Origin of the sequence: Chitinophaga sp. 180180018-3 (assembly GCF_037893185.1) — a bacterium.
Taxonomy (GTDB): Bacteria; Bacteroidota; Bacteroidia; order Chitinophagales; family Chitinophagaceae; genus Chitinophaga.
The window spans coordinates 141,458-162,807 of sequence record NZ_CP140772.1 but is presented as its reverse complement, the minus strand read 5'-3'; the positions used below and the strand labels follow the sequence as shown (position 1 = coordinate 162,807).

General features: G+C 46.5%; 17 protein-coding genes and 1 tRNA gene. 9 read left to right on the top strand and 9 right to left on the bottom strand.

What is annotated here, in order from left to right; all coding sequences use genetic code 11:
* Positions 1 to 14: 14 nt before the first annotated feature.
* The 3 genes from UNH61_RS00700 to yihA all read right to left on the bottom strand — a co-directional run bounded on the left by UNH61_RS00700 (position 15) and on the right by yihA (position 2,349).
* Positions 15 to 989, bottom strand: coding sequence for a FecR domain-containing protein (locus UNH61_RS00700; RefSeq protein WP_326990181.1), 975 nt, complete (start codon positions 987 to 989; stop codon positions 15 to 17).
* A 69-nt stretch (positions 990 to 1,058) separates the two neighbouring features.
* Entirely contained in the window at positions 1,059 to 1,649 is a 591-nt protein-coding gene (locus UNH61_RS00695; protein WP_326990180.1) for an RNA polymerase sigma-70 factor, read from the bottom strand.
* A gap of 91 nt (positions 1,650 to 1,740) precedes the next feature.
* On the bottom strand, positions 1,741 to 2,349 hold the full coding sequence (yihA, locus tag UNH61_RS00690) for a ribosome biogenesis GTP-binding protein YihA/YsxC (protein WP_326990179.1): 609 nt from the start codon (positions 2,347 to 2,349) through the stop codon (positions 1,741 to 1,743).
* Between the two features lie 88 nt (positions 2,350 to 2,437).
* Here yihA and ubiE point away from each other — a divergent pair, with 88 nt between their 5' ends.
* From ubiE to UNH61_RS00665, 5 genes are all read left to right on the top strand, one after another.
* Complete coding sequence (gene ubiE, locus UNH61_RS00685) at positions 2,438 to 3,184, top strand: bifunctional demethylmenaquinone methyltransferase/2-methoxy-6-polyprenyl-1,4-benzoquinol methylase UbiE (RefSeq protein WP_326990178.1); 747 nt, start codon at positions 2,438 to 2,440, stop codon at positions 3,182 to 3,184.
* Complete coding sequence (locus tag UNH61_RS00680; RefSeq protein ID WP_326990177.1) at positions 3,157 to 3,861, top strand: outer membrane beta-barrel protein; 705 nt, start codon at positions 3,157 to 3,159, stop codon at positions 3,859 to 3,861. Before ubiE ends, UNH61_RS00680 begins: the two co-directional genes overlap by 28 nt.
* A 131-nt stretch (positions 3,862 to 3,992) precedes the next feature.
* Complete coding sequence (locus tag UNH61_RS00675; RefSeq protein ID WP_326990176.1) at positions 3,993 to 5,336, top strand: dihydroorotase; 1,344 nt, start codon at positions 3,993 to 3,995, stop codon at positions 5,334 to 5,336.
* A 193-nt stretch (positions 5,337 to 5,529) separates the two neighbouring features.
* Positions 5,530 to 6,858 carry a DNA mismatch repair protein MutS gene (locus tag UNH61_RS00670; protein ID WP_326990175.1) on the top strand — a complete coding sequence of 443 codons (1,329 nt, stop codon included), beginning with the start codon at positions 5,530 to 5,532 and terminating at the stop codon, positions 6,856 to 6,858.
* Positions 6,859 to 6,946: 88 nt separating this feature from the next.
* The gene (locus UNH61_RS00665; protein ID WP_326990174.1) at positions 6,947 to 8,485 is read left to right on the top strand and encodes a YifB family Mg chelatase-like AAA ATPase; all 1,539 of its coding nucleotides are present in this window, start codon (positions 6,947 to 6,949) and stop codon (positions 8,483 to 8,485) included.
* Position 8,486: 1 nt separating this feature from the next.
* Here the strand turns inward: UNH61_RS00665 and UNH61_RS00660 are convergent, their stop codons facing one another.
* On the bottom strand, positions 8,487 to 10,613 hold the full coding sequence (locus UNH61_RS00660) for an elongation factor G (RefSeq protein WP_326990173.1): 2,127 nt from the start codon (positions 10,611 to 10,613) through the stop codon (positions 8,487 to 8,489).
* 140 nt (positions 10,614 to 10,753) lie between these two features.
* Between UNH61_RS00660 and UNH61_RS00655 the strand changes: the two genes are divergently transcribed.
* The 3 genes from UNH61_RS00655 (at position 10,754) to UNH61_RS00645 (ending at position 13,914) form a co-directional block, all read left to right on the top strand.
* Positions 10,754 to 12,532, top strand: coding sequence for an ABC transporter ATP-binding protein (locus tag UNH61_RS00655; protein ID WP_326990172.1), 1,779 nt, complete (start codon positions 10,754 to 10,756; stop codon positions 12,530 to 12,532).
* Positions 12,533 to 12,572: 40 nt separating this feature from the next.
* Positions 12,573 to 13,034 carry a DUF983 domain-containing protein gene (locus UNH61_RS00650; protein ID WP_326990171.1) on the top strand — a complete coding sequence of 154 codons (462 nt, stop codon included), beginning with the start codon at positions 12,573 to 12,575 and terminating at the stop codon, positions 13,032 to 13,034.
* 454 nt (positions 13,035 to 13,488) lie between these two features.
* Complete coding sequence (locus UNH61_RS00645; RefSeq protein ID WP_326990170.1) at positions 13,489 to 13,914, top strand: hypothetical protein; 426 nt, start codon at positions 13,489 to 13,491, stop codon at positions 13,912 to 13,914.
* A 28-nt stretch (positions 13,915 to 13,942) separates the two neighbouring features.
* On the opposite strand, the gene UNH61_RS00640 is transcribed toward UNH61_RS00645, so the two are convergent.
* From UNH61_RS00640 to UNH61_RS00625, 4 genes are all read right to left on the bottom strand, one after another.
* On the bottom strand, positions 13,943 to 16,405 hold the full coding sequence (locus tag UNH61_RS00640) for a TonB-dependent receptor (RefSeq protein ID WP_326990169.1): 2,463 nt from the start codon (positions 16,403 to 16,405) through the stop codon (positions 13,943 to 13,945).
* Between the two features lie 86 nt (positions 16,406 to 16,491).
* Positions 16,492 to 16,788, bottom strand: coding sequence for a hypothetical protein (locus UNH61_RS00635; protein ID WP_326990168.1), 297 nt, complete (start codon positions 16,786 to 16,788; stop codon positions 16,492 to 16,494).
* 103 nt (positions 16,789 to 16,891) lie between these two features.
* On the bottom strand, positions 16,892 to 18,472 hold the full coding sequence (locus tag UNH61_RS00630) for a DUF1501 domain-containing protein (RefSeq protein ID WP_326990167.1): 1,581 nt from the start codon (positions 18,470 to 18,472) through the stop codon (positions 16,892 to 16,894).
* An 11-nt stretch (positions 18,473 to 18,483) separates the two neighbouring features.
* Positions 18,484 to 20,118 (bottom strand): DUF1800 domain-containing protein, encoded by a 1,635-nt coding sequence (locus tag UNH61_RS00625; protein WP_326990166.1) that lies wholly within the window; start codon positions 20,116 to 20,118, stop codon positions 18,484 to 18,486.
* Positions 20,119 to 20,813: 695 nt separating this feature from the next.
* Here UNH61_RS00625 and UNH61_RS00620 point away from each other — a divergent pair.
* A complete protein-coding gene (locus UNH61_RS00620) occupies positions 20,814 to 21,098 on the top strand; it encodes a helix-turn-helix transcriptional regulator (protein WP_326990165.1) in 285 nt (94 codons plus the stop codon).
* A gap of 38 nt (positions 21,099 to 21,136) precedes the next feature.
* Here the strand turns inward: UNH61_RS00620 and UNH61_RS00615 are convergent.
* A tRNA-Lys gene (locus UNH61_RS00615) sits at positions 21,137 to 21,213 on the bottom strand.
* Between the last annotated feature and the right edge of the window lie 137 nt (positions 21,214 to 21,350).

Here is a 21,350-nt window from a genome sequence, read left to right as displayed (position 1 = left end):
TATTTTGGTTGTCTCTAAAGGATTCTTTTATTCACGTAAATCGTTTGGTTGTGTAAATAGATTTTTAGATTAAATGACTGATCGATCATAAAAACTGCCTGCTGCAGGTTATCAGCCGGCAGGTAACCTGTAAAAAGAAGATCTTCCGTTTCTTTATTCTCAAATACTATATGGTAGCCATATTGTTCTCCGAGCTGTTGCAGCACTACCTTTAATGGTTGAGCTTTAAAGGCCATCAGGTTGTACTTCCAGGAAGTCTGAAACAGTGTGTCGACATAGCTTTTGGACAGGATACCTGTTTTGCTGTTGAAACCGGCCATCTCACCAGGTTTCAGGAGCAGTGGTTTTTCAGTTCCCACCTGTACATTCACACTTCCTTCATTCAATACCACGTTGGCGATTCCTTCCCGGGTATTGACATTAAAAGCAGTACCGAGTACATTCACATCCAACAGGTTGCCGGCATGCAATGTGAGCGGCTGTGTAGCGCTGTGTGTGACATGAAAGAATGCTTCTCCGTTCAGCCACAGCTCGCGGCGTTTTCCTTTGCCATTCAGCCCAATGGCTTTCAGGGTAGTATTGCGGTTGAGCTGTACGGTAGTCCCGTCGTCCAGCAGCACAGTTTTCACGGCCCGCGTATTATTCACAAATACCTGCGGCGTTTCCATCTTCCGGAACAACAACAAAATGGTGGTCAGCCCCAGCAATGGTACTAATGCAGCAGCCACCCTGATGCCCGGGCGTTTCCAAAACAACCGTTTTGGTTGCCGCGCGTCATGACCCGCTATAACAGCAAACACTGCATCGGCGGTATCGGCAGGCATTACCGGCAGGTTGTTACCGGCTAACAGTTCTTCCACTTCCGGCAGCTGTTCCGGCGATGGGTTATTCTGCAGCCATTGAATAATCTGTAAACGCTCATCCCGTGTACCTTTCCCTTTGGCCAGGTTTATAAAAAGGGTTTTGATACGATCATTATTTTCTTCCATTGTTCAGCGTTGACATGGTACTAATACGATCGGAGGAAGAGAAAAGACGATTGGTTGAAAAAATTTTTTTCAGAGTCTGTTGATATGAAAGAAAACGGCCATCAGCACAGTGATATCAGCATGCTGATACAGGAAATGTCTGACAAAGCGGGAAGCCTTCACCAGCTGGTCTCTGACGGTATTTACAGAGATGCCCAGGTGATCGGCTATTTCCTGATTTGAAAGCCCCTGCATTTTACTCATCTTGAAAATAAGCTGTCGTTGTGCGGGCAGGCGTGCAATTGCATCCATTTTAATCTGCTCCAGCTGCCGGGTGTAGAGCAGGTCATCCATAGCGCCGATATCTTCCGTATACATCCGGAGAAAATACTCCCGGAAGTTTCTATCGTGTACGGCTCTTCTCAGATAATCAAATACATAATTACGTGTGCAGCTATAGAGATATGCTTTGATCGACAGGGATGGGTCGAGGGTATCTTTCTTGGCCCAAACTTTCATGAACACCTCCTGAACGGCATCGGAAGCTATCTCCGGCAGTCCGCAAAGTTTCAGGGTATAGCCATAAATGGGATCCCTGTATTTTTCATACAGTTGCCGGAAGGCATCTTCATCTCTCTCCATTATCTGCCTGCACAATATTTCATCGGTTACTTCCAACATACCAACAGCTATTTGTGTACAAGATAAAAGTAAATTGAATAAAAAGATAGTGTTCAGAAAATGGAGAGAAGATGGGCAGCACTTAACTTTTTCAGGCGATGGCCCTGAACTGTGCGTTCAGCTCTTCAATGTATCCAAGAATAGCGTCCCTGCCTGTTTTTTTCACGGTAGAGGTGACGAAATGGGGAGGCAGGAACTGCCAGGTTTCCTTCATTTTATTGAGAAATGTTTTCACATTGCGGCTTACTTCCGCCTGCGTGCTTTTATCGGCCTTGGTAAACACCAGGCTGAAAGGGATTTCCCATTCGCCCAGCTGGTTGACAAAGTCGATATCTATTTTCTGTGGCTGGTGACGGCTATCGATCAGCACAAATACATTGACGAGGTTCTGGCGTTTACGCAGATAGTTTTCAATCATTTTCTCCCATTGGCGGCGCTGGGTCAGACTTCTTTTAGCAAATCCATAGCCGGGCAGATCCACGAGGTACCAGGAATCGTTGATGGCGAAATGGTTGATCAGCTGCGTTTTTCCCGGGGTTCCGGAAGTTTTGGCTAATTTCTCATTATTGGCCAGTACATTGATCAAAGAAGACTTACCTACATTAGAACGGCCGATAAACGCATATTCCGGCCAGACGGGTTTAGGACATTTTTCCCAATCCGGGCTGCTGATAAGATATTCCGCCGATTTAATAACCATAATGATAATACTTTATTCCATTAAAAATTTGGGGATCTCTGCTTTTTACATACTGTCACATGACTACATTTCTTTAACTTTGCGCACTATGTCAGAAAATGCAAATGTTCAGAAGATTGTTCCCTTTGAAGGGTCAAAATTAAGCAAGAAGGAGCAGATAGCGACCATGTTCGATGATATTGCCTTCCGGTACGACTTTCTCAACCATTTTATGTCGCTCGGAATCGATATTATCTGGCGTAAGAAAGCCCTGGGGTATCTAAAGTCGCTGCAGCCCAAGCTGATGCTGGATGTGGCTACCGGAACCGGTGATTTTGCCATCATGGCTGAAAAGCGCCTGCGCCCGGAAAAGATAGTGGGCATCGATATTTCTGACGGCATGCTGGCAAATGGCCGGGAAAAGATCCGGAAACTGGGTCTGAGTGATAAAATTACCCTTCAGAACGGTGACAGTGAAACAATAAGTTTTCCTGACCAGACGTTTGATGCGATAACTGTGGCTTTTGGCGTAAGGAATTTTGAGCACCTGGAAAAGGGATTATCCGAGATGTTGCGCGTATTAAAGCCGGGGGGTAAACTGGTGATCCTGGAGTTTTCCAATCCAACAGTTTTTCCCATTAAACAATTATATAATTCGTATTTTCGTTATATAGTACCCCTGATTGGAAAATTTATAGCCAAAAGCCAGGCGGCTTACAGCTATCTACCTGAATCTGTGAAAGCGTTTCCGCAGGGTGAAGCAATGAGAACCATTTTAACTAACGTAGGTTTCCAGGCCGTTACATGCAAAACGCTTACATTCGGCATATGTTCCATTTATTGCGCTACGCGCTGATTTTCATATTATTAGCTGGTTCGCTCCCGATTATGGCGCAGCGTACCAACCTGAATATGGAGGAACATGATGCAAAGCCCTATTATTTTGGTATTACGCTGGCAGCCAACCAGTCGTATTTTAAACTGGAGCATTCGCCGGCCTTCCTGGCTACTGATTCCATTATGATAGCCGAGCCCCTTAAAACAATGGGGTTCAACCTGGGGTTACTGGCTAATGCCAGGCTCAGTGAGCATTTCGACCTTCGCTTTAATCCTCAGCTGATCTTTGCTTCCAAGAACCTGTATTACCGGGACACCTATCCCAAGCCACAGGATACTGATAAGAAGATAGAATCCATACTGCTGAGTTTCCCATTACAGGTCAAATTCAAATCGGACCGCATCGGCAATATGCGGGTGTATACCATTGCCGGTCTTAAATACGACTACGACCTTGCCTCCAACGCGCGCCTGCGCCGGGCGGAAGATCTGGTAAAGATCCGCAAAAGCGACTACGGCTATGAAGTGGGCGCCGGCTTCGAATTCTACTTTGAAAGCTTCATTTTTGCCCCTGAATTCAAGATCAGCAACGGGTTTGGCAATGTACACGTAAAAGATCCCAACCTGCGGTATTCAAATGTGATAGATAAGTTACAGTCGAGGATGTTTGTGTTTTCGATACACCTCGAAGGGTAATTAAGAATATGGAATGAAGAATTAAGAAACAGCGCGAAGGCCTTAGCGGATGCACTATTTGCCGAGGTCTTCGCGCTGTTTCTTAATTCTTCATTCCATATTCTTAATTCTTTATTCTTTATTTTCGCAACATGCAGAACTACCTTATCAAAAATATATCCGTGGTAAACGAAGGGCGCACCACGGTTCAGGATGTATGGATCAAAGACAGCCGGATTGAAAAAATAGCACCTAATATCACTGTCAGCGGCAATTACACGGAAATAAACGGAGAAGGTAAGCACCTGCTTCCGGGGGTTATAGATGACCAGGTACATTTCCGGGAGCCGGGCCTGACGCATAAGGCCACTATTTACTCAGAGTCGAGGGCTGCTGTAGCTGGCGGCACCACCAGTTTTATGGAAATGCCGAATACCAAGCCGGCAGCGCTTACGCAGGAGTTGCTGGAAGACAAATATACCATTGCATCTCAACACTCATTGGCCAACTACTCCTTTTTCATGGGAGCAGCCAATGATAATGTGGAAGAAATACTGAAAACAAATACAAAAAAGGAAACGGTGTGCGGGGTGAAGATCTTCATGGGATCTTCTACCGGCAATATGCTGGTAGATAACTACCTCACACTGGAAACCGTTTTCGCTAACAGTGAGCTGCTGATTGCTACTCACTGCGAGGATGAGAAAATTATAAGGGCCAATATGGAAGCTTTCCAGCGGGAAAAGGGGGATCGGCTCACAGCGGCCGATCATCCCCTGATACGAAGTGTGGAAGCCTGTTTTGAGTCATCGCTGGTAGCCATCCAGTTTGCGCAGAAACATGATGCCCGTTTGCATATCCTGCACATCTCCACAGCAAAGGAGCTGCAGCTGTTCGGGAATATGTTGCCACTGGCGGAAAAACGGATCACTGCAGAAGTTTGCGTGCATCATCTCCATTTCACAGCCGACGATTATGCGCAATATGGCAACCTGATCAAATGTAATCCTGCTATCAAAGCAGCAGAAAATAAAACAGCATTATGGCAGGGCCTACTCGACGACCGGCTGGATATCATTGCGACCGACCATGCGCCTCATACCCGGGAAGAAAAGCAACTCCCCTATATGCAGGCTCCATCAGGGGTTCCGCTTGTACAACACAGCCTGCTGCTGATGCTGGAACATGTGAAACAAGGCGATATCAGTCTCGAAAAAGTAGTAGAAAAGATGAGCCATGCTCCCGCTATCTGCTTCCAGATAAAAGAAAGAGGATTCCTGCGGGAAGGCTATTACGCTGATTGTGTAATTGCCGACCTCCGCGGACAAACGCAGGTAGATAAACAAAATATCTACTATCAATGCGGCTGGAGCCCATTTGAAGGCCATACTTTCCCTGCGGCCATCACGCATACATTTGTAAGTGGTCATCTGGCTTACGAAAACGGCGTTTTCAATGAGAATGAGAAGGGGAAAAGATTACTGTTCAGCAGATAGTCTTGTTGAAAAGAATTACGAATTAGGAATTACGAATTACGAAAATGCCGGGGAGATAGTAAACACGAAGATTCACTTCGCTACTATCTCCCCGGCATTTTCGTAATTCGTAATTCCTAATTCGTAATTCTCTTCTTTATGGATTTTTCCAATCTTAGCATCTTCACCGTATATTCACAAAAAACGATGCTGCATGCAACTGGACAAAACATCCTATTACGACCTGTCGATCTTCAACCGGGAGGAAGAATTTTCGCTTTTTCACCGGCTTGATTGCACTACTACAGCCGGCGGCCGGGAGTTCCTTCGCCATCTGTTCAGCAATCCGTTACAGGACATCAATGCCATCTCCAACCGGCAAAAAATGCTGCAGTATATTCTGGAAATGGAAAGCAGCTGGCCTACTGTTATTACCAACGGCACTATTGTAGTAGTAGAAAACTACATGGAAGCCCAGATAGAACCTATATCCAATACCGATGGGCTGGGACTGTATATAGAAGGCACCATCAAAAAAACACTGTACGCGCCGGATTTTGGCTTTATCAAATTCTCCTTCACTCAACTTGTTCTGTTACTGAAAGGATTTCGTTTACTCATCAACGGGTTTAATTCGGATCATGCGCCGAAAGTGCTGAAAACGCTACTGGACAGGGCGCAACACCTGCTTACGCGAAAGGATTTCTACGATATTCTGAAAGCAGACGAGGATGGAAAGCTGGGCTTCCTGGATATATTGCGATACGATAACTACATCCGGAAAAGGCACCGGAAAGTAATCCAGGAGCTGGTGGAGCTGTATCAGCAACTGGACGCATATTACGCCATGGCCCAGGCTATTAAAAAATTCGGCCTGCATTTTCCTTCGTTCGCTGCTACCAACCGGCCGATGATCAAGGCTACGCAGCTGTATCATATCATTCTTTCTTCGCCTGTTGCCTATGATGTAACGCTGGACGAAAACAGCCATTTCATGTTTCTTACAGGCGCCAACATGGCTGGAAAAACTACCTTTATCAAAGCCGTGGGGGTAGCTGTATTCCTGGCACATCTCGGAATGGGCGTGCCGGCAGCACAAATGGAACTCAGTTTCTTCGATGGTATCTTCAGTAACATACAGGTACAGGATAACATATTCAAAGGTGAAAGTTATTTCTACAGCGAAGTACTGCGTATTAAAAACACTATTCTGCAGATCAATAACGGAAAGAACTGGCTGGTACTGATAGATGAGATGTTTAAAGGTACCAATGTGGAAGATGCCAGAAACTGCTCACTGGCCGTTATCCGCGGCCTGTTACAGAGTACTAACTGCCTGTTTATACTTTCTACTCACCTCTATGAAATTGCCGAAGACCTCAGCAGCGAAAAAAGAATACAGTTCAAATATTTTGAATCCAACGTAATAGATGATGACCTGCATTTTACCTATATTTTGAGAGATGGGATAGCGAAAGAGAAAATCGGATACCTCATTCTGAAGCGGGAGAAAGTGCTGGATCTGCTCAAAGAGATCCGATAAACAACCAGGACATTGCGCCGGTACAATTTAACAGGAATGTACCGGCGCTTTTTTGTCTTATCTTTGTACGAGTTAACCCAATATCCATATGATTGTTAAAACCTTCGGCAGCGCCATTCTCGGCGTAAATGCCATTAGCATCACCATAGAAGTAAATGTATCAGCAAGAGGCAACAAACTGTTTATTGTTGGTTTGCCTGACAATGCCGTAAAAGAAAGCGAACGGCGTATCGAATCCACCATACAATGTATGGGGCTGAGAATGCCCCGTACCAGAACGGTGGTAAACATGGCTCCTGCCGATATCCGCAAGGCCGGGGCTGCATACGACCTTCCTATTGCCATTGGCATCATGGCTGCATCTGCACAAGTTCCGGCCCTGCACCTGGAACATTACCTGATGATGGGCGAGCTGTCGCTCGACGGTACCATCCAACCTATCAAAGGGGCGTTGCCCATGGCCATGCAGGCGTTGAAAGATGGCTTCCGCGGCTTTGTACTGCCCAGGCAGAACGCGCTGGAAGCAGCGATGGTAAAAGGGCTGGATGTGTATGGTATTTCTCATATTGCAGATGCAGTGAAATTCTTCACTACCCCGGAAAGTCTTGCTGTTACCCGTTCTGCCGGGAATGATTTTTATCTCGCCCCTCATGAATCCGACCTGGATTTCAGTGAGGTAAAAGGACAGCACCACATAAAACGCGCGCTGGAAATTGCCGCAGCAGGCGGACATAATGCGATACTAATAGGACCGCCGGGGGCCGGTAAAACCATGCTGGCCAGGCGTTTGCCCAGTATACTACCTCCGCTTACGTTGCAGGAGGCACTGGAAACCACCAAAATACATTCCGTGGCAGGGAAGCTGCCCGGCCACACCTCACTGATCTCGCGGCGACCATTCCGTTCTCCGCATCATACCATCAGTGATGCAGCCCTTGTTGGCGGAGGCAGTATTCCACAACCCGGCGAGATATCCCTTGCTCATCATGGCGTACTTTTCCTCGATGAGCTGCCTGAATTTAAGCGTAAAGTACTGGAGGTAATGCGCCAGCCGGTGGAGGAGAGGAAGGTTACGATATCACGCGCACGTACAGCGATTGATTTTCCTGCCAGCTTCATGTTGCTGGCTTCCATGAATCCATGCCCCTGCGGCTATTTCAACCATCCGGAAAAGGGATGCAGCTGTGCACCCGGACAGGTACAGGCTTACCTGAACAAGGTATCCGGTCCGCTGCTTGACAGGATAGACCTGCATGTACAGGTAACGCCGGTTAAATTTGCAGATCTTGCGTCCAACTCAGAGGCAGAAAAAAGTTCGTGTATCCGTGAACGTGTGATAGCCGCGCGGGATATACAGGCGCAACGGTTTCGCAGTTACCCGGGGATTTACAGCAATGCTCAGATGCATACGAGGTTGCTGACAAAGGTTTGTGCCGTGAGCGACAGCTGCCGGGAGCAGCTCGGACAGGCCATGCATAAGTTGAAACTATCTGCCAGGGCGTACGACAGGATACTGAAAGTAAGTCGTACGATCGCCGACCTGGCTGGCAGCGATACCGTGGAGCCTGTGCATATGGCCGAAGCCATACAATACCGGAGCCTCGACAGAGAGAACTGGGGCAACTGATTCAGATGTTGAGATCTTCCTTATAACTATCGCTGAGCTTCTTTTGCAACTCAGTGGGAACAGGTGCATACTCTGCAAAATGCGATGTAAGTTTGGCTTTACCCTGCGTAACATTCCGGAGTGCGGCAAACAGTTTGTCTATTTCCGCCTGCGGCGTGCGGGCCTTGATCACCTGGTATCCATTCAGTGTATCCATTCCCGTTATGATACTACGGTGGCTTTGCAATTCGCTCATGATATCGCCCATCATTACATCCGGGGCTACGGCTTCGAGGTCGAAAACCGGCTCCAGCAGCTGGGGGGCGGCGTGATGGAAAGCCTCGCGGAAAGCCATCATGCCGGCTATTTTGAAGGAGATATCGTTACTGTCGACCGGGTGCATTTTCCCGTCATATACGCTGACGCGAATATCCCGTACATACGAACCCGTTAGTGGTCCTTCCTGCATTTTTTCCATTACACCTTTGAGTATGGAAGGCAGGAAGCGGCTGTCGATGGCCCCACCTACGATACAGTTATTGAATATCAGCTTACCGCCCCAGCTGAGATTGATTTCTTCGGTTTCGCGGACGGTATGCTCTTTATAGGGTGGTATCCCCTCGTACCAGGGCTCTATTTTCATGAATACCTCTCCGAACTGCCCTGCTCCACCGGATTGTTTCTTATGACGGTAGGAAGCCTGGGCCGGCTTTTGAATGGTTTCTCTGTAAGGTATTTTTGCGACGTTATAGGCCACCTGCATTTTGTAGATATTCTCCAGCCGCCATTTGGTGACGAGGAGGTGCAGTTCTCCCTGGCCATGCAGGATCACCTGTTTCAGCTCCCGGTTAAATTCCACCAGTAAGGTGGGATCTTCCATGTGGATCTCGGCGAGCACTTCACTGAGTTTTTCATCATCTGCCTTATTTTTAGCTTCAATAGCCACCCTTACTTTGGGAGATGGAAAATCGATGGGGGCTATCTGACCGGGGAAGGTCTTTTCCGCGAGTGTATGATTAGTAAGCGTATTTTTCAGTTTAACGGTGCAGCCAATGTCGCCCGCCTGCAGCCGGTCTACATTATTGCGGTTCTTTCCGTCGGCAATAAACAGCTGCCCGATACGCTCGGTAGTGTTTCCCTGCTCGTTGATCAGTTCCATCCCCGTTTTCACTTCTCCCGACATTACCTTAAAAAAAGTAAGCCGGCCGATATGAGGTTCCTGCAGCGTCTTAAAAACAAATAATCCTGCCGGGCCGGCAGGATCACAGGGAACAGGTTTACCACTGTCAGTTACTTCAGCGGGCATTTCCACAGCAGAGGGAGCTACATTATCGATGAACCCCATCAGGCGCCCGCTGCCCATATTATTGCGGGCCGACAGGCAGAAAACAGGAAATACTTCATGTTTCATCATTCCGATTTTTATTCCCTGCCTCAGTTCATCTTCATCGAGGCTGCCTTTCTCGAAATACAGCTCCATCAGGGAGTCATCATTTTCAGCAGCTTTTTCCACCAGTTCATTATGGAGTTGATCGGCCTTTTCCTTCTCATTGTCAGGGATCGGTAATTTTTCCGGTTTTCCTCCTTTCTCCGGAAACCGGTACATCGTCATTTTCAGCAGGTCGATGATAGCATTGAATCCGGTTCCCTGGTTAACGGGATATTGCATCACCGTTACCTGGTGGCCGAATGCTTTTTTCGCGTCATCAACGGTCTTATTAAAATTCGCCAGCTCTGTATCCAGCTGATTGACTGCGATGATGGTTGGTCGCCGGTACTTATCCACATAATCCCAGATCAGTTCAGTTCCTACTTCTACTCCATACTGAGCATTCAGGAGCATAACGGCGGTATCAGATACTCGGATGGCAGCGATGACCTCGCCTATGAAATCTTCCAGTCCGGGTGTATCTATGATATTTATCTTATAGTCTTTCCATTCGGTGTGCATCAGGGTCGCATATACGGAATTACCGCGTTCCTGCTCAATATCATGATAGTCGGAAACAGTATTGTTTTCTTCAATCGTTCCTCTTTTACTGATGATGCCGGCTTCGAACAGCATGGTTTCGGAGAGGGTTGTTTTGCCGCTTTTGGGTGCACCTAACAGTACGATGTTTTTAATATGTTTTTCATCATACGTTTTCATATGTGGAGATTTATGTGGAAAAAGCTGTGCCTTAAAGAACGTTACTATTAAGTTAACGTTTTTTGGTCAAAATAGCCAGTACTTTTCACAGGGAATATGTGACAACATACAGTAACTTTGCACCTCAGGAAAACGGACATATGAAACTATTACTGCATTATTTGAAGAGATATAAATGGTTGGTTGTATTAGCCATGGCTTTAGCCAGTATTAACCAGCTTTTTTCATTGCTGGATCCGATGATATTCGGATGGATGATTGACAGATTTGCCTCACATCCCAGGGCTACCCAGAAAGGAGGTAGCATATTCAGGCCGGAGAACCAGTACCTTACAGGTGTACTGCTGCTTATCGGCGCCGCCATTGGAGTAGCTATGGTGTCGAGGATTGCCAAGGCATTCCAGGACTATTTTGTAAACGTGATCGTACAGAAGTTCGGGGCCCAGGTTTACCAGGATGGCCTCAAACATTCTCTCCGCCTGCCTTATCAGCAATTTGAAGATCAGCGCAGCGGAGAAACGCTGGCAATACTGCAGAAAGTAAGAACAGACTGCGAGAAATTCATTACATCTTTTGTGAATGTATTATTCGTTTCATTGATTGGTGTAGTATTCGTGATGTTTTATGCAACTGCGGTACACTGGACGTTACCTTTTGTATACTTCACCGGCTGTATTCTGCTGACAGTACTCATGAGTGTATTAAGCCGTAAGATTAAGGTAATACAAAAAACCATCGTGAAAGAAACCACGGCGCTGGCAGGTTCTACCACTGAGTCGCTGAGAAATATTGAGCTGGTGAAAAGTCTTGGTTTGACCCACCAGGAAATCAGGCGGCTGAACAGTACCACGCTGAAGATCCTGACGCTGGAGCTGACAAAAGTACGGAGTATCCGTATGATCAGCTTTGTGCAGGGCACCTTCGTGAACCTGATGCGATCTTCCATCCTGTTCCTGCTGTTATTCTACATTTACCGCGATGTGGTGAGTATCGGTCAGCTGATGACGCTGCAGCTGTATTCCTTCTTCATCTTCGGACCGTTGCAGGAGCTGGGCAACATCATTCTTAACTACCGCGAAGCGCAGGTATCGCTGCTGAATTTTCAGAGCATCCTGAACACGCCAGTGGAGGAAATGCCGGCTAATCCGGTGAAAGTATCGCATATCGATGAACTGTTGTTCAGGCAGGTGGGGTTCAAGCACCTGACAGCCGCGACAAAGGCGCTCGACAAAGTAAGCTTCAATGTAAAAGTTGGCGAAACCATTGCCTTCGTAGGACCATCCGGATCAGGAAAAACCACGCTGGTAAAACTACTGGTGGGACTTTATAAACCTAACGAGGGGCATATTTACTACAACGGTGTAGATGCCAATGAAGTAGACATGGAAGACCTGCGTCACCAGGTAGGTTTTGTAACACAGGATACGCAACTATTTGCGGGTACGATCAAGGAGAACCTGTTGTTCGTAAATCCTGGTGCAAGCGATGCCGAAGTCATGGAAGCGCTGGACAAAGCCTCCTGTTACTCGTTGCTGGCAAGGGCCGACAAGGGTATTGAGACCGTGATCGGAGAAGGCGGTATCAAAATCTCCGGCGGAGAAAAGCAAAGGCTGTCCATTGCGCGGGCGTTGTTGCGCAGGCCACGGCTGCTGGTATTTGATGAAGCAACATCGGCGCTTGATTCTATCACGGAAGAAGAAATCACTAAAACAGTGCGCGAGGTAACCGAGAGCAAACAGCATATTACGGTGATGATTGCACACCGGCTTAGTACCATCATGCACGCCGATCGCATATATGTGCTGGAGAAAGGACAGATTGTGGAAATGGGTAAGCATGCAGACCTGGTGGCGGAAAAAGGCCTGTACTACGCGATGTGGCGCCAGCAGATTGGCGAACGTAAGACTGAATTGGTGTAAGGATCTGGGATACTCCAGATATATTGGTTATTTTTGCAGTATGAGTACACAACAGCCCAAGCGCCCGAACTACTTTGTCAGCATACTGACGATGAAGTGCCCAAGATGCCGGAAAGGACATATGTTCAAGGATCAGAATCCTTTTCACGTAAGATTTTCGAAGATCTTCGCCATGTACGACAACTGCCCGGTGTGCGGCCAGAAATATGAACTGGAAACTGGTTTCTGGTTTGGGACTGGCTACGTGAGTTACGCGTTATCTGTTGCGTTCAGTGTATTTAACCTGATCTGGTTCTGGTTTTTCTTTGGCCTGACCTGGCGCGATAACAGCATCTTCATCTGGCTGGCAGTGAATGGTGTTTTGCTGGTGCTGATTCAGCCCTGGCTGATGAGATTATCGAGAGTGATTTATTTGTACTTCTTTGTTTATTACGACGAGGATACTGCAAATCTGGAGGAGCACGAACACAAACATGAACATGAACATCATCACAATAACTAATAAAAGTATGGGGCTGTAAAAACAGCCCCTTTCTTTTTCAACCAAAATCTGAACCAATGGTGGTCAGAAAAAACTTAGCACAAAAACCAATTTTCGAAAATGAGGGAAACTGTTCATTCACATTGGCAGGACGCTCAATAATTTTCGTATAACGAGCCACTAAACTACAAAATCCCCCTTTATTTCAAATAAATATTTACATCAATGGTAAATAAACGTCGCATTTATACTGAAAAAACAAATGTACTTATCAAGCCCACCGGTACTGGATTTAACGACGCTGGCGCAAAGTTATATAAATTATAAAAACACATAATTTTAAATTTGAAAATAATATATAAAGAAGCGTTATATCATAGGATGTAATCATGATCAGTTCAGTAAAAATTGATAGCTTTATCCTTCAAATATTTTAGTATCCGTGTATAGATTTTTAATACTTATCCCATTTCTGATGGCTGGTTGTCAATCTTCTGCCGATAAAAAAGCGGGGGATCATGTTACAACGCCTACCTCATCAGATAAGATAAACAACCAACCCTTTAGGCTGATAAGCGGTAATACTGCGGGCGACAGTGCAGTATTTGAAGCGGCAGATATAGTTACCACCATTGCGAATACCGGATCAGGCATGCAAACCATTCACATTATGCGCCAGGGGAAACGGCTGATCAATTATATGCGGGCTGTTGATACGGGCAACAATGTTATCCCTACTCCTCAATTGCATATAGCGGGTACAGATACTGCTGTGGTGCTAAACGTCCAACGAAAGGACTCATCAGGCCCTATTATCTTCAAAATAAAGAACAACAAAGCGACACACAACCGGTCTGAAAAAGCTACAAAAAAAGCCCCTGCAGATGCAGGAGCTTTTTAATGTAACACAATCTGATCTTCATTCTCACTTATTTGAAATCGATTGGAATAGCCAGCTTCACGCTGAAATTCCGGCCGACATTATATACTCCGACTCTGCCGGTTACCAGATTCTCCGGCGCATATTTCAGCCTGCTGAGGTGGTTTTGATAAGCCACGTCTGTCAGGTTATTCACTGCGAAGTGCAGAGAGAACAACGTTTTATTCTTTCTGTTAACGAAATCAGTACCCAAACCAGCATTCAGCAAGGTGTAACCATCAGTGACTGTTTCTGTGCGATAGGCTGAGAACACATCATTTTGTGCAAAGTTCAGGTCCATCTGTACGCCTACATAAGCATTCTTCAGGGGGCTTTTTCCTATCTTTTTAAATTTCCCTTTTAATTCAGACAGCCAGCGGGAAGCCGGAATATTGGGCAGATACTTTGTAGAGTCGGTTCCATTGGCAGCCGTTCCGCGCACATAAGAGAAGGTATTTTCGAAATGCAGCCAATCGATCGGATGCGGGTGGATATCCAGCATTAACTCACCTCCATAGAGATTCGCATTTGTTTGCTGATATTTGAATGCAGCAAAGCCGTCCGCATTATCGTTTACAGGAATCGAATCTGCTCCGGCATCATTGAACAACTTACGGGAGAAAATAAAGTTATTAATGTGATTATAAAACACATTCGCTGTTAGTGACACGTGTTGGGTATTGAAATCGATTCCAGCATCTATCTGTGAACTTACTTCCGGCTTCAGATCCTGGTTACCATATTCATATTTGATGGTACCTTCATGTACACCATTTGCGGAAAGCTCGGCGATATTCGGTGCGCGGAAACCGCGGGCAACATTTAGTTTCAGCACTACACGGTCGCTTGCCTCATAGCTGAGCCCCGCACTACCAGACACATTGCTGAAGTTGCGTTTGAAAGGATCGAATTTTGCATCGCCACCGGAAGCAGGTTTGCCGTTGGCATCCAGGAACAGCGCTTTGGAATTGAGGGAACGGTTATCGAAACGTAAACCGCCGCTGAGCGTGAGTTTATTGAATGTTTTGCTGGTTACGGCAAAAGCGCCGAGATCGAACAGGTCGTACGCCGGTATCAGGAAGTCACTTCCTTTATTCTGATTTTGCTGCCACATACCATTCACACCAACGGTTGTTTGCCAGCCATTCATTTCAGGCAGGTAGTATTTCAGGCCGTAGTTAAAGGTTTGGAGATAGAGGTATAATCCGGGTGTATTGGGCTCCAGCACATTTCCGAATTCCCGGCGCTGGTTAAGCTGATAACCGAGCGTAAGACCGAAACGCCCTCCATTGTGCAGGTACAGGCTGTTGTCCCATACTATTTTCTGGTGGTTGATCTGTTGCTTAGGCACCATCATACTATACGACTTGTCATCGTGTGAGGTAACGGGTGCCTTATCGGCATTACCATCTAAGATGACCTGTTTCACAAAACCGCCGGTGCTGTCGCGATTTCCCTCTACCAGTCCAAGATGCTGATTAAAGGAGCTAAAGCTCAGATGAGAATATCCCCATTGTTTATTCACACCGATATCAGCACCAAAGTTGGTGTTGTTAAAGCGGGAATTGAAAACATAGTTGTCATATTTGTTTTTGTAATCGTGTGCCTGTTTCTGGGTAACATACGCTCCCCAGCTAAAGCCGTTGTTATTACCGGCGATATCGGCATGATACGCCATCAGTCCGTTGTTGGTCTGGTAGTTAGCCTCCACGTTACCTTTTATTCTTCCTTCCGGTAACGTTGCAGGGGGTACGATATTTACCACACCGGCCAAGGCATCGGATCCATAGATCAGGGAGGCAGGGCCTTTCAGTATTTCGATACGCCCTACATTATAGTCATCCACCTCAATACCATGTTCATCGCCCCATTGCTGGCCTTCCTGACGAATACCGTCGCCCACCACTACTACGCGGTTGTAGCCAAGTCCACGGATAAATGGCTTGGAAATAGCGGGACCGGTCGATAATTGTGTTACCCCAGGCACTTTCGCGATTGCATCAATGATATTGGTAGAAATGCTCTGATCCAGATAGTCGCGGCGGATAATGCTGATGGGAGTAGGTGTTTTCTTCACAGAGGTAGCCAGGTTGACGCCGGTGATCACTATTTCATTTTTTTCGATCAGTGTTTCGGAGAGTTCGAAATCCTGGGTAGTAGCCCCAGTGATGGCAACAGACGCGGTATAAGCCGCATAGCCTACATAGTGTACTTCTACCGCATATTTTCCTTTTGGAAGGTTTTTGATAGCATAGTTCCCCTGTGCATCTGCCGCGGCACCTACATGGAGGTCGGGCAGGTAAACGGTAGCGCCGGGCAGCGGCGTGTGGGATAACTTATCTACCACCTTACCGGATAAAGAGTTGGAAAAATCTCCATCGTTGGGATTATTGCCCGCATAGGCAGCTGGTAGCGCAAATAGCATGGCGCTCCACAGTCCGAGTATAAATACACGCAGATGATACATATTCATGTTAATATAAAATCAATGAAATACTGGCTTTTGCCAGCAATAATAATGAACGTATTCTTTTTATTCACGTTAAAGAAAAATGAAGCTTATACAATAACATGTGGAGGTGCCCTGGGGCTAAGGTTGTAATAAATTTCCCCGGCAAGTGCTGTCAGGGGAAGGGGATAAAATACCCAGCTCACTTTAAGAGCCGGGGCTATATATGAAGTAACAAATACCTCGTAAGGTTCCACACCGATCTGCAGAAAATCGCAGTGGCGGTGTTCTGTTGAAATGGTGAGTCCATCGTGGTAATGGATGGCATCCTCCGTATCGTGGTGCCCGGCGAAAGTGTGTATAAATTCCCTTGGGATGGTATTAATAGTAAATACCCCCAACAGCATAACTGCTAATATTTTATGCAGACAGTTTTTATACACAACTGCAAAGGTAGCAAAATTCAATTATTTGCAACAGCGTTGCAGCATTATTAATCGAATTATAAGCTTAATCCACTTTAAGCATGGGTCTCACCTGTTGTACCGGTCCGTTCTGGAACCTGGCGTAATAGATCCCTGGTGCCAACAAATGGGCATCAAATGTAAACGAATAGGTGCCCGGCGTATGTGTTTTATTCACGGGCACACTAATCAATCGGCCAGTAGTATCAAATATCTGGATCATGGTGTTACCGCTGCCGGTGATGTAAGTGATGGTGGTATACCCGGTAAAAGGATTAGGAGCGTTAGTGATCAGTTTCTTCCCATCAGTATTCAGGTCAGGCAGACCGGTGATGGTACCGCAGGCAACACCGCTGATGATAGGCAGGCGTTGATAATCTTTCTGCAGAATGTTCTGCAGCGTTGTCTGATCCACGCAGAACCATTGTTCCAGTATAGACGCGTATATAGACCTGAAATCGTACTGCATGGGGATATTGTCGATGACCGTGCTGTTATCGGGCAATGCAGGCGAATTACCCAGTACACCCTGGTTCACATAATCGCCGAAGATGATCATGGGAGCAGCAGCGCCGTGGTCGGTACCCATGCTAAAGTTAGATTTGATACGGCGCCCGAATTCGGAGAAGGTCATGCCAACGATGCGGCGGGAAACATGCAGGCCTTTCAGGTCATCCATGAAGGCCTTGATAGCGTCGGAGATACCTCCCAGCAGCGCAGCGTGGCCGCCTTTGCTGGTATCACCTCCTTCGGTTTGGTTGGCATGTGTATCGAAACCACCTGTGCTTACCATGTAGAGCCTGGTTTTCAGGCCACCAGCCACCAGGCGTGCAACAATTTTCAATTGCTCTGCCAATCCGTTGTTTGCCGGATACGGGCCCTGGGCCGTTACTTTGGTAGCAGCATTCTTGATGGCCTGTTCGTAGCTGTTGGTTTGTTTGGCGATGAGGCGAATATACTGGAGTTCCTTCCCCCATTTCGTATTAGGAACGGGATCTGTTACCCCATCTATCAAATTATAAAAATTGGTAGCACTGGTAATGGCAATTCCCATACTGGCATTAGGGCCCTGAAAAGCAGGCGAAACGATAGAACCTATCTGGATAGCAAGCGGGTCGGGGTTATCCGAGTTCGGGTAACCATCGGGAAAGCCCTGGTATTGGGTATCCAGGTAGCGGCCTGCCCAACCGGTAGTTAGTACCTGGTTGGAATCAGAGCCGGTGAGCCAGATATCAGTGGCACGGAAATGCGAATAGTTAGGCGACGGATAGCCAACGCTTTGAACGATACACACTTTTCCATCGGAATATAATTGCTGGATTCCTTTCATCGCCGGATGCAGTCCCGATTTCAGGTAGCTATCCAGACGCAGTACCTTGCCTTCCTGTATGGCGATGTTACTACGTGCAGCCTGGTATTTGCTGTATATATCCAGCGGAATGATCATATTGAGCCCGTCGTTTCCGCCCGTCAGCTGAATCATGACCAACACGTGATCATTGTCGGCCGCAGCCGCGAGTGCATTCAGCATAGGGGATGCACCAAAGGCTTTAACGGCGAAGCCATTGATAAGCGTTGGCAACAGGGCAGCCGGTGCAGTATACTTGATGAAGTCTCTTCTTTTCATAAAAAGGTATTTCAGGCGAGTTGGTATTCCGACAGATCCATAATGTATTTATACAGTGCCTGCAGGCGTGTTTCCACATTTTCTTTCAGCGTGGCATCACCGGGCGACGCCTTCCAGGCGTTCCAGGCCTGCGTCCAATAGTAGTTACTGTCGGGGTTTTGCCCGCTGAGCAGGATAGTATTTTTCAGAAAAGCTTTTACATTATCGGAAACGCCTACACGATATAATATATCCAAGGAATCGCTGACCAATGCAGCAGGGTCCTCGGGGTGGGGCAGCTGACTGGCAAAGGCGAGCGAATCGATATGCAGATTACTGAATCCGGCGGTGCTGATGAATGCATCAGAGAGCCGGTTGCGTTTAGGCAGCGTATCTGTATTTATCCACAATTCATGAAAGGACGGAGCCTGGTAATAGGCCTCCCAACCGGCCACCAGCGGCGGATCTCCAAAGTCCTGCAGCATGGAAGCGGCACGGTCGTGGATAGCTCCCCAGGCCGCGTATCTGGTGGGATAATCTGCAGGGAACTGTACATTATATTCCCGGCAGAGGCCAATGCAGAAATCAGCGGGGCTTTTAATCAGGCAGGCCATGTTAGCGGGATCGAAGAAGTGTTCGCTGGTGAAGAGGGCGTTGAGCGCCACTTTGATATCATATCCGCTGCTGCGGAAGATATCGGCCAGCGGACCTATCACATTGGTTTCGGTAGCCTGATCGATATCATAGTAAACAAAGAAGCGGTATAATTTCCGGCAGATAAATTTCGCCACTTCCGGTTGCGCGAAGATGATATTCAGCAGATCATCGACCTCAGTAGCGCCATCCGGGCCGGTTTTACCGGATATGGTTTTGTTGCCATAAAAGCTGGAAAAATCTTTATTGGTGATGTCGTGCTTAGTGGTATCGAAGTAGCTGGAGATGTTTACACGATCTACTCTAAAACCGGTGAGCACGCGTGCAGTGGCCCTTACATCATCTTCCGTATAATGAGAATCAGGGCCTTTACCAACGGTAAAAAGCTCATGTAATTCCCGGGCATAGTTTTCATCGGCAGCTCCTTTGGAGTTCAGATATCCGTTGAGATATACCAACATAGCGGGATCCAGGGTGATTGCCTTGGTAAGCGCCTTGAAATTACCGAGTGCATTTTGGCGCAGGGTAAGGTTATACTGGTAGATGAAACGGCTATCGTTCACCGTCGTTGTTTCGGTCACGAAATGATTATGCCAGAAGAGCACCATTTTTTCGTGTATGCTTTGCTGTTGGTTAATCATTTGGCCTGTCCACCAGGCTTTATAGGAAGCCATCCTTTTTCTCTCCAGCATATCATCACCGAGGGCGGCTCTGACCCAGACGGCGCCGGGAGCAACGCCGGTGCTATCCACCCCATAGTTATTGATGAGAGGCTGGGGATCGGGCTGGGTGGACAGGAGTTTATCGACTGCCTGTTGCATGCCCAATCCTTTAAAGGCATTGAGATCGGCGGGTGAAACGCCGAACATGGTGCGTTTAAGGAGATGAATAATTTGTAGGGTGCTCCAGGCGCCGGCGTACGGGGCCATGCCAGTAGCGGCGCGGGCAAAAGGGGCCTGAGCCCGCGTGTGGGAGCGATCTGGCGATAAGGTTAGGAATTGTCTGCGATCCATAAAGCGATATGGTAATGACCGGGGAATACCGATTTACAACTCCAAATTAACAAAAAGTTTAATCTAATTAGCAGAAGGGGGATATTATCTTATAAAGAAGATATTTCCTGTCGTGAGAATGAGGGCACTGATCATGAGAATCGTCATGCAATTATGATATTAATCGCTGACAAAACAGGGGGTAATTTATCAAAATGATAGTTTTAATTACATAATAATCAATAATTTACGAAAAATAAAAAATTGACAACTAATATAAAATAACCTAACTTTGATGCCTGTATGCAAAAGGTGTACAACCAAAAGTGGGCTGCCTGCCCTCGCAAAGCGTAGCAGCCCCTTTGGTTTTTGTCTTACAACAAAACATATCTCACCATGCGTGATCTACTGTTTTCAAGGAGTTCCTCAACGGGTTACCCCGTGGTTCTCCGGTTTGAATTTTCTTCAATTCTCCTTTTTTACCATTCTCCAGGCCCCTGATCATCTATAGTACCAAAAAGCAGATACATTTTTTATGATTTTACCGGTCCGCCGGTAACGGATATTTATTGCTCATTATGCAATTCCGTTTATCATAGATGTGTCGTTCATGTCAATTTGAATCTATTTAGTACCAATCACTTACATATTATACACAAATATAGTTATTAAATATGATAGTGACACAATTTTGAGAACTTTTAACAAGACTAAATATGAACGCATATAATAAACGATTTCTGAAAAAGATCAGGAAAGCCCTTCGGCTTTCGCAGCAGGAAATGAGCGGTCGACTTGGCGTACAGCGTGCCTGCTATGCCAGCTATGAACTGGGGCGGCGAAATGGCGGTGATTTCTTTTTTGAGCGAATGCTGGAGGTATTTGGAATTGATATGAGGCAACCGGCAGAGATGCACAGAATTGTATTTGATGATCCGGGAAAGGTGCGTCTTGATGTGTATAGATATCTGAGTAAGCTGGAGATATATGATAATGGTTAAATAAAAAAAGTGGCCTATAGCCACTTTTTTTATTTTTTTGGTGACCCCCCTGGGGCTCGAACCCAGGACCTACTGATTAAGAGTCAGTAGCTCTAACCAACTGAGCTAGGGAGTCTTTTTTCCGTTATCTTCTTCTGAAGCGGGACGCAAATTTAATGGATCTTCTGAATATTTGTGTACTTTATTTAATTAAATTTGGAAACAACCGCAAAATGTGGATAAATACCCATTATGTTGATAATCTAACCGATA

What these genes read in the sequence shown, in the direction of transcription:
- UNH61_RS00700 (WP_326990181.1), bottom strand. Translation starts at nt 989, where the DNA reads ATGGAAGAAAATAATGATCGTATCAAAACCCTTTTTATAAACCTGGCC.
- UNH61_RS00695 (WP_326990180.1), bottom strand. Translation starts at nt 1,649, where the DNA reads ATGTTGGAAGTAACCGATGAAATATTGTGCAGGCAGATAATGGAGAGA.
- yihA (WP_326990179.1), bottom strand. Translation starts at nt 2,349, where the DNA reads ATGGTTATTAAATCGGCGGAATATCTTATCAGCAGCCCGGATTGGGAA.
- ubiE (WP_326990178.1), top strand. Translation starts at nt 2,438, where the DNA reads ATGTCAGAAAATGCAAATGTTCAGAAGATTGTTCCCTTTGAAGGGTCA.
- UNH61_RS00680 (WP_326990177.1), top strand. Translation starts at nt 3,157, where the DNA reads ATGTTCCATTTATTGCGCTACGCGCTGATTTTCATATTATTAGCTGGT.
- UNH61_RS00675 (WP_326990176.1), top strand. Translation starts at nt 3,993, where the DNA reads ATGCAGAACTACCTTATCAAAAATATATCCGTGGTAAACGAAGGGCGC.
- UNH61_RS00670 (WP_326990175.1), top strand. Translation starts at nt 5,530, where the DNA reads ATGCAACTGGACAAAACATCCTATTACGACCTGTCGATCTTCAACCGG.
- UNH61_RS00665 (WP_326990174.1), top strand. Translation starts at nt 6,947, where the DNA reads ATGATTGTTAAAACCTTCGGCAGCGCCATTCTCGGCGTAAATGCCATT.
- UNH61_RS00660 (WP_326990173.1), bottom strand. Translation starts at nt 10,613, where the DNA reads ATGAAAACGTATGATGAAAAACATATTAAAAACATCGTACTGTTAGGT.
- UNH61_RS00655 (WP_326990172.1), top strand. Translation starts at nt 10,754, where the DNA reads ATGAAACTATTACTGCATTATTTGAAGAGATATAAATGGTTGGTTGTA.
- UNH61_RS00650 (WP_326990171.1), top strand. Translation starts at nt 12,573, where the DNA reads ATGAGTACACAACAGCCCAAGCGCCCGAACTACTTTGTCAGCATACTG.
- UNH61_RS00645 (WP_326990170.1), top strand. Translation starts at nt 13,489, where the DNA reads ATGGCTGGTTGTCAATCTTCTGCCGATAAAAAAGCGGGGGATCATGTT.
- UNH61_RS00640 (WP_326990169.1), bottom strand. Translation starts at nt 16,405, where the DNA reads ATGAATATGTATCATCTGCGTGTATTTATACTCGGACTGTGGAGCGCC.
- UNH61_RS00635 (WP_326990168.1), bottom strand. Translation starts at nt 16,788, where the DNA reads ATGCTGTTGGGGGTATTTACTATTAATACCATCCCAAGGGAATTTATA.
- UNH61_RS00630 (WP_326990167.1), bottom strand. Translation starts at nt 18,472, where the DNA reads ATGAAAAGAAGAGACTTCATCAAGTATACTGCACCGGCTGCCCTGTTG.
- UNH61_RS00625 (WP_326990166.1), bottom strand. Translation starts at nt 20,118, where the DNA reads ATGGATCGCAGACAATTCCTAACCTTATCGCCAGATCGCTCCCACACG.
- UNH61_RS00620 (WP_326990165.1), top strand. Translation starts at nt 20,814, where the DNA reads ATGAACGCATATAATAAACGATTTCTGAAAAAGATCAGGAAAGCCCTT.